We start from the raw sequence: 14,544 nt of genomic DNA on the forward strand, positions 1-14,544 counted from the left end.
GATTAGCTGAAGAACCCGCCCCTGCCTAGGTTAAAGCACGTAGCGGCTGACGTCGGTCGAGGTCATAAGCGCGCCGAGGTGCTTATCGACAAAGGCATTGTCCACGACCACCTCTTCCCCACCACGATCCGGAGCCGAGAAACTGAGCTCTTCAAAGACGCGCTCCAACACGGTATAAAGCCGCCGCGCGCCGATGTTTTCCACACTTTGGTTCACCTCGGCGGCGATCTTGGCAAGCGCCGCGATGCCATCATCGGTGAAGCTGACCGTTACGTCTTCGGTGCCCATCAGGGCGGTGTACTGGCGGGTCAGCGCGTTATCGGTTTCGGTCAGGATGCGCACGAAATCCTCTTCGGTCAGGGCACGCAGTTCGACGCGGATCGGCAGACGGCCCTGAAGTTCCGGCAGCAAGTCCGAGGGTTTGGCGACATGGAAAGCGCCCGAGGCGATGAACAGGATGTGGTCCGTTTTCACCGCGCCGTGCTTGGTCGAGACAGTGGTGCCCTCGATCAGCGGCAGCAGGTCACGCTGCACACCTTCGCGGCTGACATCGCCACCGCGGTTTTCGGTGCGGGCGCAGACCTTGTCGATCTCGTCCAGAAAGACGATGCCGTTTTGCTCAACCGCTTCTAGCGCAGATTTAGTGACTGTTTCATCGTCCAGAAGCTTGTCGGCCTCGTCGGAAATCAGCACGTCATAGCTGTCACGCACGGTCATCTTTTTCTTAATCGTGCGCCCACCGAAAGCCTTGCCGAACATGTCGCCCAGATTCAGCATTCCCATGCCCTGCCCCGGTTGACCCGGCACGTCGAGCATCTGCATCGGGTTCGAGGTATCGGCAATTTCCAGCTCGATCTCGTGGTCGTCCAATTCGCCGGTACGCAGCTTCTTGCGGAACATCTCGCGTGTGGCGTCCCGGGCATCCGTGCCGGCGATGGCTTCGATCACGCGATCTTCGGCGGCCTGTTCGGCGCGGGCCTTCACGTCTTCGCGCATATGCTCGCGGGTTTGGATGATGGCAGCGTCCACCAGATCACGTACGATCTGTTCCACGTCACGGCCGACATAGCCGACTTCGGTGAACTTGGTGGCTTCGACCTTCAGAAACGGCGCGCGGGCGAGCTTTGCCAAGCGGCGGCTAATCTCGGTTTTACCGACACCAGTAGGCCCGATCATCAAGATATTCTTCGGATAGACTTCATCGCGCAGGTCATCCGCCAACTGCTTGCGACGCCAGCGATTGCGCAGCGCCACGGCGACGGCGCGTTTGGCGTCGTTCTGGCCGATAATGAAACGGTCAAGCTCGGATACAATCTCGCGCGGGGTCAGATCGGTCATTGGCTGATCTCCTCAACCGTCAGGTTTCCGTTGGTATAGACACAGATATCGGCGGCGATCGCCATGGCTTTGCGCGCGACGGTTTCGGCGTCTAGGTCGCCCTCCATCAAGCCGCGTGCGGCGGCCAACGCGAAGTTTCCGCCCGATCCAATCGCAGCCACGTCATGTTCAGGCTCCAACACGTCACCTGCACCGGTGATCACGAACAGATCCTTGCCGTCGGTGACGATCAGCATCGCTTCCAGCTTTTGCAGATATTTGTCGGTGCGCCAGTCCTTTGCCAGCTCGACCGAGGCGCGGGCCAGTTGGCCGGGCGTCGCTTCCAGCTTGGTTTCCAGACGTTCCAGCAGCGTGAAGGCATCCGCGGTTGAACCCGCAAATCCGGCCACAACATCAAACCCGCCGGGGGACAGCCGCCGCACTTTCCGTGCGGTGCCCTTGATCACGGTCTGACCCAGACTGACCTGCCCGTCGCCTGCAATCACAACCTTGCCACCTTTGCGCACGCCAATGATTGTCGTGCCATGCCAGCCGGGAAATTCGCTTTCTGCCATGTCGCCTCCAAATTCGGTTTCATCCTATATGGACACGGGCGACACGGCGCACAAGCATTGGCCTGAGCGAAGCGCCGTTTATTCAGATTTGCGTGGGCTTATTCCAGCCAGCCACCCAGATTACGCTCGGCCACGCCAATCAGCGCGTCGATATGGGCGTCGTCGTCATTCAGGCAGGGAATATAGGTGAAGCTTTCGCCTCCGGCCTCGACGAAGGCCTCTTGGATTTCTTCCTGAATTTCTTCCAGCGTCTCGATGCAATCGGCGGAAAACGCGGGCGCGATAACGGCGATGTTCTTCTTGCCGGTTTCAGCCAGACGGGCGACTTCCTCGACCGTATAGGGTTTCAGCCATTCTTCCGGGCCAAACACCGACTGGAAGGTGGTGGTAATGGCGTCGTCGGACCAGCCCAGACGCTCTTTCAACAGGCGGGTGCTTTTCTGGCATTGGCAATGATAGGGGTCGCCCTGCATCAAATAGCGTTTCGGCATCCCGTGATAGGACACGACCAGCAAGTCGGGCTTCTTGTCCATCGCGGCATAGCCCTTTTCCACCGACTGCGCCAAAGCATCGACATAGGCGGGATCGTCGAAATAGGGTTCGATCGTGCGCGACGCGGGTTGCCAGGTTTCTTCCATCAGGGCGCGGAAGAACTGGTCGTTTGCGGTGCCCATCGTGGCGCCGGCATATTGCGGATAGAGCGGGAAAAAGAGGATGCGGTCACAGCCCGCAGCCACCATTTCTTGAACCTTCGATTTGGTCGACGGATTGCCATAGCGCATGCAGAAATCGACCATGACTTCGGCACCGTATTTGGCTTCCAATGCGGCGCGAAGCTTGGTGATTTGCGCCTTGGTGATGGTCATCAAGGGGCTTTCGTTCTGCTCTTCATTCCAAATCGACTTATACGCTTCGCCCGAGGAAAACGGGCGTTTCGTCAGGATGATGGTCTGCAGAAGCGGTTGCCATTTCCACGCCGGATAGTCGATCACCCGCTGGTCTGACAGGAACTCGTTCAGATAACGGCGCATCGGCCAATAGTCGTAACCATCGGGCGTACCAAGATTGGCGAACAGAACGCCGACTTTGCGGGCGGGGAGTGTGGGATGATCCGTGGGCTTTTGCATAATCATGGCTACGTCCTTGTTCGCGTCTCAGATCACTTAAACAGAATATATTTCAGGTCAATTGGACAATTTGGTCTCGTCCGTGCCCAGGGCGTCCGCCAGGCGGGCTGCGGCGGATCCTGGGCGCAGCGGTTTTTGCTGGCTTTCATCGGGCGCCCAGCCGGTCAAAAAGATCATCTCGAAACTGGCGGTGATGCGGTTGTCATCTGCTGGGAAGTGCTGGGCATAGCGGGTTTTGACGTCGTCAAAGAAAGCGCGATTCAGGGGGGACATCAGTCTCTGATCCAGCGCATTTCGCTCTCCCATCGCCTTCAGGTCGCGCATCAGGGCATAGGTGTCCGCGTATGTCACCTGCCGCACAGCGCTGTCGGCGACGGGCAGCGCAAGTCCCGAACGCTGCAAGAGCGCACCAAGGTCGCGGATCTCGCCCATTGGGACGACGCGCGGGGATAGGCCGCCGGTGCGCGCGACCTCGACCTCGGACAAAATGGCGCGGAGCTCGGACAGGGTTTGCCCGCCAAACATCACCCCCATGAACAGCCCGTCATTGATCAACGCGCGACGGCTTTGGATGATCTGTCCCACCGGGTCGTTGGCCCAATGCAGCGACAGCCCATGGATCACCAGATCATGCGCGCCCGGTTCCAGCGACAGGATGTCATCATCGGGGACAATCACCGCGTCTGGGAAGCTTTCGGCCCACACTTCGGGAAAACCGGTGACGATCGCAGGCTTGGTAAACGTTCTGTTAACCTCTGTCAGGCGATCCTTCACCTCATCCGCGGCCAGTTCTTGCAGGAACATGCCATCCGCCGTCGCGCGGCGGCGGTTTTGCACCAGTTGGGCGCGGTTGGTCAGCTTGGGCGGTGTGTCGTCAGGCAGTCTCATGGCGGCGGACCATAGTTGGAAAGGGCGAAAATGCAATCAGCGCTGCATCTGATCTATCCGCCGCAATGCGTCAGTTGCGATGCACCGACAGATACCGACTTTGCGCTGTGCCCGGACTGCTGGCGGGATACGCCGTTTATCAGCGGGTTGTCCTGCGATCTGTGTGGCGAACCCCTGCCCGGTGAAGATGAGGACGGCATCGTGCATTGCGACACGTGCATGACGCGGGCGCGACCGTGGACACAGGGCCGATCCGCCCTGCTCTATCGCGGCAACGCGCGTCGGATGATCCTTGCCTTGAAACACGGCGACCGGCCCGAGCTTGCCCGCAGTTTCGCCCCGTGGCTGGCCCGCGCGGCACAGGATATCCTGCACGATGACCTGCTAATCATCCCCATTCCCATCCATTGGACCCGTCGATTGAAGCGGCGCTATAACCAATCGGCCGAACTGTCGCGGGCCTTGGCGCGCGAAACCGGGTTGGAGCACGCACCACAAGCCCTGATCCGCCCGCGCCGCACCGCCATGCATGATGGGATGAGTGCTGAGGATCGCTTTGCCAACATGGATCACGCTATTGCGCCACATCCAAAGCACGGCAAAACCTTACAGGGGCGCGATGTTCTGTTGCTGGATGACGTCATGACCTCGGGCGCGACATTTCATGCGGCGGCGCATGCGGCAATTCGTGCCGGTGCCGCATCCGTGAAGGTTCTGTCCCTTGCGCGCGTTGCGCGCGATGCCTAACTGGCTGTAAACCTATTCCCAGATCCCTCGTACGGAGCCTCTGATGCAGCCTGTCACCATCTATTCCTCGCCGCTTTGCGGGTTTTGCCACGCCGCCAAGCGCCTTTTGAACAGCAAGAACGTCGAATTTGACGAGATCAACGTGTTGATGCAGCCAACCAAACGGCAGGAAATGATGTCGCGCGCCAATGGCCGCCACACCGTGCCGCAGATCTTTGTTGGCGATATCCACGTGGGTGGATGCGATGACCTGTATGACCTCGAGCGCAGCGGGAAGCTTGATCCGCTGCTGGCGGGCTGAGCCATGCGCGTCGCGCTGATCCAGTTTACGGCCGGGGATGATCCGGCCGCGAACCTTGGGCCACTGCGCGACATGATCCGGCAGGCGGCGCAAGACGGGGCGGAGTTTGTTTTGACGCCCGAGGTGTCGAACATCATCTCGACCAGCCGCCGCCACCAACAAGACGTTTTGCACCACGAACAAGATGATCCCACGCTGGCTGCCCTGAGATACGAGGCGCACGCGTTGGGCATCTGGCTGTTGATCGGATCGCTTGCGCTGAAAACCGACGACCCGGACGGGCGCTTTGCCAACCGGTCTTTCATGATCTCTCCGCTTGGTGACATTGTCGCGCGTTATGACAAGATCCACATGTTTGATGTGCAGATCGACGAGACGGAAAGCTATCGTGAGAGCGCTGGTTATCGCCCCGGAGACCGCGCCGTCGTGGCCCAGACCGAGTTCTGCCCGATTGGCATGACCATCTGCTATGACATGCGCTTCCCGCATCTCTATCGTGCTTTGGCCAAAGCTGGCGCGCAGATCATCACGGTGCCTGCCGCGTTTTCCCCCGTCACCGGGGCGGCGCATTGGGAAAGCCTGCTCCGCGCCCGAGCGATTGAAAACGGTGTGTTTATTCTGGCCCCGGCGATGTGCGGGCAGCATGGGCCGAAGCGCGCGACCTATGGGCATTCCTTGGTTGTGTCGCCCTGGGGCGATGTTTTGGCCGACGCAGGTGTCGCACCGGGCATCACAATGGTTGATCTTGACCTTGCAGACGTGGGAAGGTCGCGCCAACGCGTCCCGTCTCTGACGCATGATCGAGAATTCAAAGGCCCCTGATGTCCGAAAGCTCTGCCGAAACCCTGTCTGTCGCCCTGTTCAGCGAGATGTTCATGGCCGACCAGCTGGCGCGTAACCGCCTGTCAAAAGCGCTGCCGAAAGGTATGGAGCTGAGCCATTTTTCCGTGCTGAATCACCTCGCGCGCGTGGGCGAGGAAAAAAGCCCTGCGCAGCTGGCCAAGTCGTTTCACGTCACGCGCGGCGCGATGACAAACACGCTGAACAAGCTGGAATGGGCGGGGCATGTGCATATCCGACCCGACTGGGACGACGCACGGCGCAAGTTCGTCACGATTTCGCCGTCGGGCAAGGCGGCACGGGATGCGGCGCTGGCGGCAATCACGCCAATCATCTCGAATATGGTACGTCAGATCGGGGCGGAAAACGTGCGCAACGTGCTGCCAGTCTTACGCGAAATGCGTAGGATCCTTAGCGACGTTGAATGAACGCGCTTGAGTTCACCACTGACCTATTGGTGCAATCCAGCCGGTACAGGTTGGACACCCACCCCGATCGCTTTGTACAGATCACCCCGTCCGAGCCGAATTTCTGGTTTGGAAACCGCGTGATTTTCCGCACCGTTCTGGATGACGCCAAGGCGCATCTCGATCACTTCCACACCGATCTTCCCCAGGCGCGCCACATCTGTATCGGATGGGATATTCCGGGACTGGACCGGGCAAAGATCGTGGCGATGTTTGATGGAACCGGCCTGACGGTGGAGCAGGCGGATACCCTGACCCTGACTGGCCCCCTGCGCCGAAGCGCGGCGCCCGCGGGTGTCACGCTTCGCCCCTTCCAAACGCCAAGTGACTGGCACCAATCCGAGGCGATCGCCAAGGATCAGCATATCGAAGATGGGCTGCCTGAGGCTGGATTAGACACGTATTTGGCCGGACACAGTGCCACGCGGCGGGCGTTGATTGCCCGAGGGTTGGGGCAATGGTTTGGTGCTTTCAAGGGCGATACCTTGGTCGGCGATATGGGCGTTTTCCACGATCAGCGCCTGATCCGCTATCAGTCGGTGCAAACCCACAAAGATCATCGGCGGCAAGGGATCTGCGCTGCCCTTCTATGCGCCTGTCTGGATTGGGCTAGGTCGCGCGCGCCAGACGCGCTTCCGGTGATCGTGGCGAATGCGGATACGGATGCCGGACGGCTGTATCGCCGCGCCGGGTTTGCTTTGGCGGAAACTACAATCTCCGCCTATCGGCCCACGGAATAGAGACTATTTTGGCTTTACCGAGGTCATCGCGTAGTTCACCGAAAGATCCTGAGACGACAGCGACCAGCTCCACCCCAGCGGGTTGAAAACCATGCCCATGCGATCCACCACATTCAGACCGGCGGTGGCGATCAGGTCGGCCAGCTCGTCCGGGGTGATGAATTTCGACCATTCATGTGTGCCTTTGGGCAACCAACGCATGATGTGTTCGGCGCCGATAATGGCCACAAAATAGCTTTTCGGATTGCGGTTCATAGTCGAGGCGACCATCAGCCCGCCCGGTTTCAACAGCTGTTGGCAGGCGGTCAGATAGGCCAGCGGGTCGGCGACGTGCTCGACCACTTCCATGTTCAGGACCACGTCGAATTGCTCGCCTGCCGCGGCAAGGCTTTCGGCGGTGCAATTGCGGTAATCAATGTCCAATCCCATCTGCTCGGCATGGACCTGTGCGACCGGGATGTTGCCCGCCGCGGCGTCCGCGCCAATGACAGTGGCGCCAAGACGCGCCATGGGTTCGGACAGCAGGCCACCACCACAGCCGATGTCCAGCAAACGCAGACCCTTGAATGGCTCGACATCGTTCAGATCGCGACCAAATTCAGCGGCGATTTGGTTTGTGATATAATCCAGACGCACCGGGTTCATCATGTGAAGCGGTTTGAACTTGCCCGTGGGGTCCCACCATTCGGCGGCCATGGCCTCGAATTTGGCGACTTCGGCAGGATCGACGGTGGTCTGGTTTTCGGCAGTCATCGGATACCTTCTTTCTGATGGCGGGCGCGTTGTGGTCATTATATAGAGGTCATATGGATAAGGCCGCAGGAAAAAACAGCGCAGCCGCAAGGTTGTATCCTCCGATCGACCCGTTTAACCGGCATATGCTGGATGTGGGCGACGGCCACAAGATCTATGTGGAACAATCGGGCAATCCCGACGGTATTCCGGTGGTTGTTTTGCACGGCGGACCGGGTGGCGGATCTTCGCCCGCGATGCGGCGGTTCTTTAACCCACGGCTCTATCACATCATCCTGTTTGACCAGCGCGGCTGTGGCCGGTCGCGTCCGCATGCCAGTATTGATCACAACACAACGTGGCATCTGGTGCGCGACATTGAACAGATCCGCACTATGTTGGGCATTGATCGCTGGATTGTATTTGGCGGAAGCTGGGGCGCGACGCTGTCCCTGATTTACGCGCAGGCGCACCCGTCGCGCGTGGCGCATTTGGTGCTGCGTGGCGTGTTTCTTGCCACGAAATCCGAGCTCGACTGGTTCTATGGCGGCGGCGCTGGGCGGTTCTGGCCCGAGCTGTGGGACCGCTTTGAGACCCTGATCCCCGAGGCCGAGCGTCACGATATGATCTCCGCCTATCACCGGCGTTTGTTCTCGGGCAACTATGCCGAAGAAGCGCGCTTTGCCCGCGCGTGGACAGGGTGGGAAAACGCGCTGGCCTCGATCCACAATATAGGTGTGACGATTGACAGCCCGGCAGAATACGCCCGCGCGTTCGCCCGGTTGGAGAACCACTATTTCCGGCACGGCGCCTTTCTGGATGAAGACGGCAAGATCCTGCGTGACATGGAACGCATCGCGCATATCCCCGGCACCATCGTGCAAGGCCGCCATGATATGATCTGCCCGCCGAAGATGTCGTGGGAGCTGCACCGCCGCTGGCCCGCATCCGATCTGCGGATGATCCATCTTGCCGGACACGCCCTGTCGGAACGCGGTATTGCGGACGAGCTGGTGACGACGATGGAGAAGTTGGCGGTTAGTCACGCCTCGTAGGGGCGTGGGTCATTATGACTTTCAATCGCGCATGTTCCATTGTAAGCCCGGATCAATCCATCGGCAGTTGTGCCTTTTTGTGGAAGCTGGGATCATCGTCATGACACACTCTTCATCCGGGAATACGTCCCCAACACTCGAAGAACGTATCTCGACGCTCGATTTTGCGTTGGTCATTCCCATGAAGAATGAAGAGGAAGTGGCCGAAGGTTTTCTGCGCGAATGCTATGCCGCCACCTTGGATCTGGGCGAGCCGCCCATCTTCGTGACGGATGACGGATCGGATGATCGTACGCTGGAAATCCTGAAGGCGCTTCAGGCGGACATTCCCAAGTTGCAGATCGTGCAGCACGCAAGCTCGGCCGGGCAGTCGGCAGCGGTGCATTCTGCGGTGTTGGTCGCAAAGTCCGATTTCATCGTTACGCTGGACGGAGACGGGCAGAACCCGCCCGACCAGATTGCAGGCCTGTTGGCGAAGTTTCTGGATGCAGACCCCGAGCTGGCCTTGGTCGCAGGACAACGCGCCAAGCGGAATGATACGCTGGCCAAACGTTGGGGGTCCAAATTTGCCAACTGGCTGCGGGGGGCTTTGTTGAAAGATGGAACGCGCGATACGGGCTGTGGTCTGAAGGCCTATCGCCGTCAGGCGTTTCTGGCGCTGCCTTATTTCGATCACATGCACCGCTATCTGCCCGCGCTGTTCCTGCGCGATGGCTGGAAGATTGATCACGTCGACATCACGCACCGTCACCGGGAAGCGGGCCAGTCCAAGTATAATAACTTGAATCGGGCTTTGGTGGGGATTTCGGACCTGTTGGCCGTGTCATGGCTGATCCGCCGTCGCAAAAAGGTACGCCGCAACGACGTCAAGATCATTGCCTCGAGTGGGCCGAGCGCATGAAAGAGGCGGTTTTTCAATTCCTGTCCATTGGCGACTGGACCGAGTTCTGGTGGGTCGCGCTGGGCCTGACGGCGCAGCTGTCGTTCTCGGCCCGCTTCATCGTGCAGTGGATCGCCTCCGAACGCGCAGGCCATTCCTATGTGCCAGTAGCCTTTTGGTGGATTTCCATTGTGGGCGGGTTGTTGCTGCTGTCCTACGCGATTTATCGCAAGGACGTGGTGTTCATTCTGGGCCAGTCGATGGGCGTGATCGTCTATGTGCGTAACCTGATGCTGATCTATCGCACCAAACCAAGCTCGATGTCCGAGAAGACTTAATGAGACCTGCCAGTATCGCGTCTGTCGCCGTTCTGTTTGCAGCGGTCATTATTCTTGGGGTGCTCCTGCGCCCGCTCTTTCCGATTGACGAAACGCGGTACGTGTCCGTCGCATGGGAGATGTACCTCTCGGGGGACTATTTTGTTCCGACGAAGAATGGCGAGCTTTACGGCCACAAGCCGCCCCTGCTGTTCTGGCTGATCAATCTTGCGTGGTTCTTTACCGGGGTTGAAGAGCTGTCAGCGCGCCTTGTTGCGCCCGCCTTCGCGATCTTCAACATCTACCTGACCTATCGTCTGGGGCGTCATCTGTTCCCGGATCGGACGGACGTTGCCACCCGCGCCGCGATCATTCTTCCGTCGCTGATCGCCTATACCATATATACCAGCCTGACGATGTTTGACGCCCTGTTGACCACGGCGTCTTTGACCGGGCTGATCGGGATCTGGCAGGGGGTGCGGCAGGGCACACTGCGGGCGTGGCTTTTGGTTGGGGTCGCGATTGGCGTGGGCGTGCTGGCCAAGGGGCCGGTCATCCTGTTCCATATCGCCCCTGCCCTGATCGCGTTTCCTCTGTGGAGCAAAAATGCCCGGCCTGCGGGCGGCCTGCTGTTTCGGGGTATGGGGATTGCGCTGGCGGTTGGCTTGGCGATTATCCTGTGCTGGCTGCTGCCCGCCATCATTTTGGGCGGAGATGCCTATCGTCACGAGATCCTGTGGAAGCAATCCGCCGGACGCGTCAGCAACGTCTTTGATCACGCCCGGCCCTTCTGGTTCTTCCTGATGCTGGTGCCCGTCTATCTGTTCCCGTGGGGGTTCAACCTGAACTTCTGGAAAGGCGTGCGTGGCGCTGGGCGCGATATGGGTGATCGCTTTCTTCTGGTGGCGGGTCTGTCCGCGCTTCTTCTGTTCAGCCTGATTGGCAGCAAGCAGGCGCATTACCTCGTGCCCGAGATGCCGGTGTTGGCGCTGCTTGTCGCGTCGGCGCTTGGTCGGGTCACTTGGCGGCGCGCGCTGGACTGGTCCACGCCGTTGATCGCCATTGGTGCGCTTGTCCTTGCGGTCCTGCTTGGATTTGGCCTGATCGACACGGCCGAGATTTCCACCGCACCCGGCACGCTGGCCTTGGCGCTGGTCGCGCTGGCCTTGGTCGCCTTGGGTGGCTGGGTTGTGGGATCTGTGCAGGCAGCGACGGTCTGGTCGCTGGCGTTGATCGCCGTCGTCAATGTCGGGATCAGCACAACGCCCACCTTGCCGCAGTATCGCATGGATGCGTTCGTGTCGGCGTTCGAGGGTCGTCCGGGGCACCAAATCGCCTATTTCGGCGACAAGTATCATGCTGAGTTTAACTTCCTCGCGCGGTTTGAGACGCCCGTCTATCTGCCCAACAGCCAAGCGGACATCCTTGAGTGGGCCGCGTCCCAACCGGATGGACTGGTTGTGGCCCGCGAAGACGCGGTGGCGTTTGACCTGAGGCCCCAACAGACTATCGTGTATCGCGGAAAAGCCTACGGTATTTGGCGCGCGGCAGACCTGCTGCGCTGACGCGTCGCAAAGGGATATCTCAATGCAAAAAGCCAAGTTTTGGGACGAGATCGCCGACAAATACGCCAAGGATCCGATTGCGGATATGGCGTCTTATGAACACAAGCTGAAGCTGACGCGGGATCATTTCCGGCCCGACATGTCCGTTCTAGAAATCGGCTGTGGAACTGGCAGCACCGCGATCCTGCATGCGCCGCATGTGGCGCAGTATCTGGCGGTCGATATCTCGGAGCGGATGATCGAGATCGCACAGGCAAAAGATGCCCCGGAAAACCTGAGCTTTCAGGTCGCAGATGTCGACGAGATGCCGCCGGAGTCCGGCAGCTTTGACATGGTGCAGGCCCATTCCGCGCTGCATTTGCTGGCCGATCCGAAGGCGGCGATTGACAAAATGTATGACGCCTTGAAGCCCGGCGGGCTGTTCGTCAGCTCGACCACCTGCGTCGGGAGCATCTGGTGGCTCAAGCTTGTCGCGCCGATTGGTCAGGCGCTGGGCAAGTTTCCGCACCTTGCGTGGTTCACCGAGGATGACTTGCGCCAGATGATGCGCGACGCCGGGTTCGAGATCATCGAAGACTGGCGCCCGAAGGGCAAAATCACGGCGCTTTTCCTGATCGCAAAGAAGCCAAGCGCGTAAGGCTTGCAGACTCGCCCGCTTTCCCCTATATCCCTTTTCAACAGCGGCGCTTCGGCCTCCACCCCCGAAGCTCCACCGGATAAATCCGACGGGCCCGCTGGCCCGTTTTTTTGTTTTGGAGATACGTGTGAGCAACCTTGTTGCAAAATCCGCGATTGACCGTCGTCTGGCTGAAATTGTCGGCCCCGTGATTGAAGACATGGGGTTCGAGCTGGTGCGTCTGCGTCTGATGGGCGGCAATACGCCCACGCTGCAGATCATGGCCGAGCGTCCGGAAGGCGGGATTGAAGTTGATGACTGCGCCCAGATCTCGACCGCGATTAGCGCGATCCTGGATGTCGAAGACCCGATCGAAGACAACTATACGCTTGAGGTCGGCTCGCCCGGCATCGACCGTCCGCTGACCCGTCTGAAGGATTTCGACGTGTGGTCGGGCTATGTCGCCAAGATCGAAACGTCTGAACTGATCGACGGACGCAAGCGCTTCAAGGGCAACCTTGCAGGCGTTGAAGGAAACGAGGTTCTGATCGAAATCGAGAACCAGGGCGAAGAGGTCACCATTGGCCTCGATTATGATTGGCTGGCGGATGCCAAGCTGGTCTTGACCGACGAACTGATCCGCGAGGCGCTGCGTCAGCGTAAGGATGCGGGCCAGATCGACGAAGCCCAATTTGACGAAATTCAAGAAATCACCGGTTCCGAGGAGGACTGAGAATGGCAATTACTTCTGCTAACCAGCTTGAGCTTCTGCAAACAGCCGAGGCCGTGGCCCGCGAGAAGATGATCGACCCTGCGCTGGTCATCGAAGCGATGGAAGAAAGTCTGGCCCGTGCGGCCAAGTCGCGCTACGGCGCGGAAATGGACATTCGCGTGACCATCGACCGCAAGACCGGTCGCGCCACCTTCACCCGCGTGCGTACCGTCGTCGCCGATGAAGATCTGGAAAACTATCAGGCCGAGTTCACCGTCGATCAGGCCAAGCAGTACATGGAAAACCCCGAAGTGGGCGACGTGTACAGCGAAGAGGTTCCGCCGGTCGAAATGGGTCGTATCGCTGCCCAGTCTGCCAAGCAGGTGATCCTGCAGAAGGTGCGCGAAGCCGAACGTGATCGTCAGTACGAAGAGTTCAAAGATCGTGCCGGTACCATCATCAACGGTCAGGTCAAGCGCGAAGAATACGGCAACGTCATCGTGGATGTGGGTGCTGGCGAAGCCATCCTGCGCCGTAATGAGAAGATCGGCCGCGAAAGCTATCGCCCGAACGACCGTATCCGTTGCTACATCAAGGATGTGCGCCGCGAAGCCCGTGGCCCGCAGATCTTCCTGTCGCGCACCGCGCCTGAATTCATGGCCGAGCTGTTCAAGATGGAAGTTCCGGAAATCTATGACGGCATCATCGAGATCAAAGCCGTGGCCCGTGACCCCGGTTCGCGCGCCAAGATCGCAGTGATTTCCTATGACGGGTCGATCGACCCGGTGGGTGCCTGTGTTGGTATGCGTGGTTCGCGTGTACAGGCCGTCGTGAACGAGCTTCAGGGCGAGAAAATCGACATCATTCCGTGGAATGAAGATCAGCCGACCTTCCTGGTGAACGCGCTTCAGCCTGCCGAAGTGTCCAAGGTTGTTCTGGACGAAGAAGCCGGCAAGATCGAAGTTGTTGTTCCAGATGAACAGCTGTCGCTGGCCATTGGCCGCCGCGGTCAGAACGTGCGTCTGGCAAGCCAGCTGACGAAGCTTGATATCGACATCCTGACCGAAGCTGAAGAAAGCGAACGTCGCCAGAAAGAATTCGCTGAACGCACCGCGTTGTTCATGGATACCCTTGATCTGGACGAGTTCTTTGCCCAGCTATTGGTCTCGGAAGGCTTCACCAACTTGGAAGAAGTCGCCTATGTCGAGGTGGACGAACTGCTGGTTATCGACGGTGTCGACGAAGGCACCGCCAACGAACTGCAGACCCGTGCCCGTGAATATCTGGAAGCTCAGGCCGCCAAAGCGTTGGAAAACGCCCGTGCGATGGGTGTCGAAGACAGCCTGATCGCGTTCGAAGGTCTGACGGCTCAGATGGTCGAAGCCCTGGCTGAAGATGGCGTGAAGTCGCTGGAAGATTTCGCAACCTGTGCGGACTGGGAACTGGCTGGTGGCTGGACCACCGTAGACGGCGAGCGCATCAAGGACGATGGGTCGCTTGAAAAGTTCGGCATCTCGCTGGAAGAGGCGCAGGACATGGTCATGACCGCCCGCATCATTCTGGGGTGGGTCGATCCGGCTGAACTGGAAGCGGAAGCTGCCGAAGGTGAAGAAGAAGCTGAGGCCGCTGAAGAAGAGGCCGAGGCCTGATCTCAGGTCTGAAAGG

Annotated in this window: 17 protein-coding genes; 12 read left to right on the forward strand and 5 right to left on the reverse strand. The window is 59.4% G+C overall.

From position 1 onward, the window contains the following. Positions 1-30: 30 nt before the first annotated feature. The 4 genes from hslU to MWU53_RS08310 form a co-directional block, all read right to left on the reverse strand. A complete protein-coding gene (gene hslU, locus MWU53_RS08295; protein WP_247092316.1) occupies positions 31-1,338 on the reverse strand; it encodes an ATP-dependent protease ATPase subunit HslU in 1,308 nt (435 codons plus the stop codon). Then, positions 1,335-1,892, reverse strand: coding sequence for an ATP-dependent protease subunit HslV (hslV, locus tag MWU53_RS08300; protein WP_247092318.1), 558 nt, complete (start codon positions 1,890-1,892; stop codon positions 1,335-1,337). Before hslV ends, hslU begins: the two co-directional genes overlap by 4 nt. 98 nt (positions 1,893-1,990) lie before the next feature. Next, positions 1,991-3,025 (reverse strand): ferrochelatase, encoded by a 1,035-nt coding sequence (gene hemH / locus MWU53_RS08305; protein ID WP_247092320.1) that lies wholly within the window; start codon positions 3,023-3,025, stop codon positions 1,991-1,993. 51 nt (positions 3,026-3,076) lie between these two features. Then, a complete protein-coding gene (locus tag MWU53_RS08310) occupies positions 3,077-3,907 on the reverse strand; it encodes an SAM-dependent methyltransferase (RefSeq protein ID WP_247092322.1) in 831 nt (276 codons plus the stop codon). Between the two features lie 30 nt (positions 3,908-3,937). Between MWU53_RS08310 and MWU53_RS08315 the strand changes: the two genes are divergently transcribed. The 5 genes from MWU53_RS08315 to MWU53_RS08335 are packed head-to-tail and all read left to right on the forward strand — an operon-like array spanning position 3,938 to position 7,002. Beyond that, positions 3,938-4,654: a ComF family protein gene (locus tag MWU53_RS08315; protein ID WP_247092324.1), complete on the forward strand. Its 717-nt coding sequence runs from the start codon at positions 3,938-3,940 to the stop codon at positions 4,652-4,654. A 43-nt stretch (positions 4,655-4,697) separates the two neighbouring features. Next, positions 4,698-4,955 carry a glutaredoxin 3 gene (grxC, locus tag MWU53_RS08320; RefSeq protein ID WP_247092326.1) on the forward strand — a complete coding sequence of 86 codons (258 nt, stop codon included), beginning with the start codon at positions 4,698-4,700 and terminating at the stop codon, positions 4,953-4,955. A gap of 3 nt (positions 4,956-4,958) precedes the next feature. Then, positions 4,959-5,777, forward strand: coding sequence for a carbon-nitrogen hydrolase family protein (locus MWU53_RS08325; RefSeq protein WP_247092328.1), 819 nt, complete (start codon positions 4,959-4,961; stop codon positions 5,775-5,777). Further along, entirely contained in the window at positions 5,777-6,223 is a 447-nt protein-coding gene (locus MWU53_RS08330; RefSeq protein WP_247092330.1) for a MarR family transcriptional regulator, read from the forward strand. The genes MWU53_RS08325 and MWU53_RS08330 overlap by 1 nt, the downstream gene beginning before the upstream one ends. Beyond that, positions 6,220-7,002: a GNAT family N-acetyltransferase gene (locus tag MWU53_RS08335; RefSeq protein ID WP_247092332.1), complete on the forward strand. Its 783-nt coding sequence runs from the start codon at positions 6,220-6,222 to the stop codon at positions 7,000-7,002. The genes MWU53_RS08330 and MWU53_RS08335 overlap by 4 nt, the downstream gene beginning before the upstream one ends. A 3-nt stretch (positions 7,003-7,005) precedes the next feature. Here the strand turns inward: MWU53_RS08335 and ubiG are convergent, their stop codons facing one another. After that, complete coding sequence (gene ubiG / locus MWU53_RS08340; protein WP_247092334.1) at positions 7,006-7,755, reverse strand: bifunctional 2-polyprenyl-6-hydroxyphenol methylase/3-demethylubiquinol 3-O-methyltransferase UbiG; 750 nt, start codon at positions 7,753-7,755, stop codon at positions 7,006-7,008. Positions 7,756-7,808: 53 nt separating this feature from the next. Between ubiG and pip the strand changes: the two genes are divergently transcribed. The 7 genes from pip (at position 7,809) to nusA (ending at position 14,528) form a co-directional block, all read left to right on the forward strand. Continuing rightward, entirely contained in the window at positions 7,809-8,789 is a 981-nt protein-coding gene (gene pip / locus MWU53_RS08345; protein ID WP_247092335.1) for a prolyl aminopeptidase, read from the forward strand. A gap of 100 nt (positions 8,790-8,889) precedes the next feature. After that, positions 8,890-9,690: a glycosyltransferase family 2 protein gene (locus MWU53_RS08350; protein WP_247092337.1), complete on the forward strand. Its 801-nt coding sequence runs from the start codon at positions 8,890-8,892 to the stop codon at positions 9,688-9,690. Then, positions 9,687-10,007, forward strand: coding sequence for a lipid-A-disaccharide synthase N-terminal domain-containing protein (locus MWU53_RS08355; RefSeq protein ID WP_247092340.1), 321 nt, complete (start codon positions 9,687-9,689; stop codon positions 10,005-10,007). Before MWU53_RS08350 ends, MWU53_RS08355 begins: the two co-directional genes overlap by 4 nt. Beyond that, the gene (locus tag MWU53_RS08360) at positions 10,007-11,551 is read left to right on the forward strand and encodes a glycosyltransferase family 39 protein (protein WP_247092342.1); all 1,545 of its coding nucleotides are present in this window, start codon (positions 10,007-10,009) and stop codon (positions 11,549-11,551) included. Before MWU53_RS08355 ends, MWU53_RS08360 begins: the two co-directional genes overlap by 1 nt. A 22-nt stretch (positions 11,552-11,573) precedes the next feature. Further along, complete coding sequence (locus tag MWU53_RS08365; protein WP_247092343.1) at positions 11,574-12,188, forward strand: class I SAM-dependent methyltransferase; 615 nt, start codon at positions 11,574-11,576, stop codon at positions 12,186-12,188. A 127-nt stretch (positions 12,189-12,315) separates the two neighbouring features. Continuing rightward, the gene (gene rimP, locus MWU53_RS08370) at positions 12,316-12,900 is read left to right on the forward strand and encodes a ribosome maturation factor RimP (RefSeq protein WP_247092346.1); all 585 of its coding nucleotides are present in this window, start codon (positions 12,316-12,318) and stop codon (positions 12,898-12,900) included. A 2-nt stretch (positions 12,901-12,902) separates the two neighbouring features. Then, positions 12,903-14,528 (forward strand): transcription termination factor NusA, encoded by a 1,626-nt coding sequence (gene nusA / locus MWU53_RS08375; protein ID WP_247092348.1) that lies wholly within the window; start codon positions 12,903-12,905, stop codon positions 14,526-14,528. Positions 14,529-14,544: the final 16 nt, after the last annotated feature.

This window comes from Aliiroseovarius sp. S1123 (genome assembly GCF_023015885.1).
Lineage (GTDB): Bacteria > Pseudomonadota > Alphaproteobacteria > Rhodobacterales > Rhodobacteraceae > Aliiroseovarius.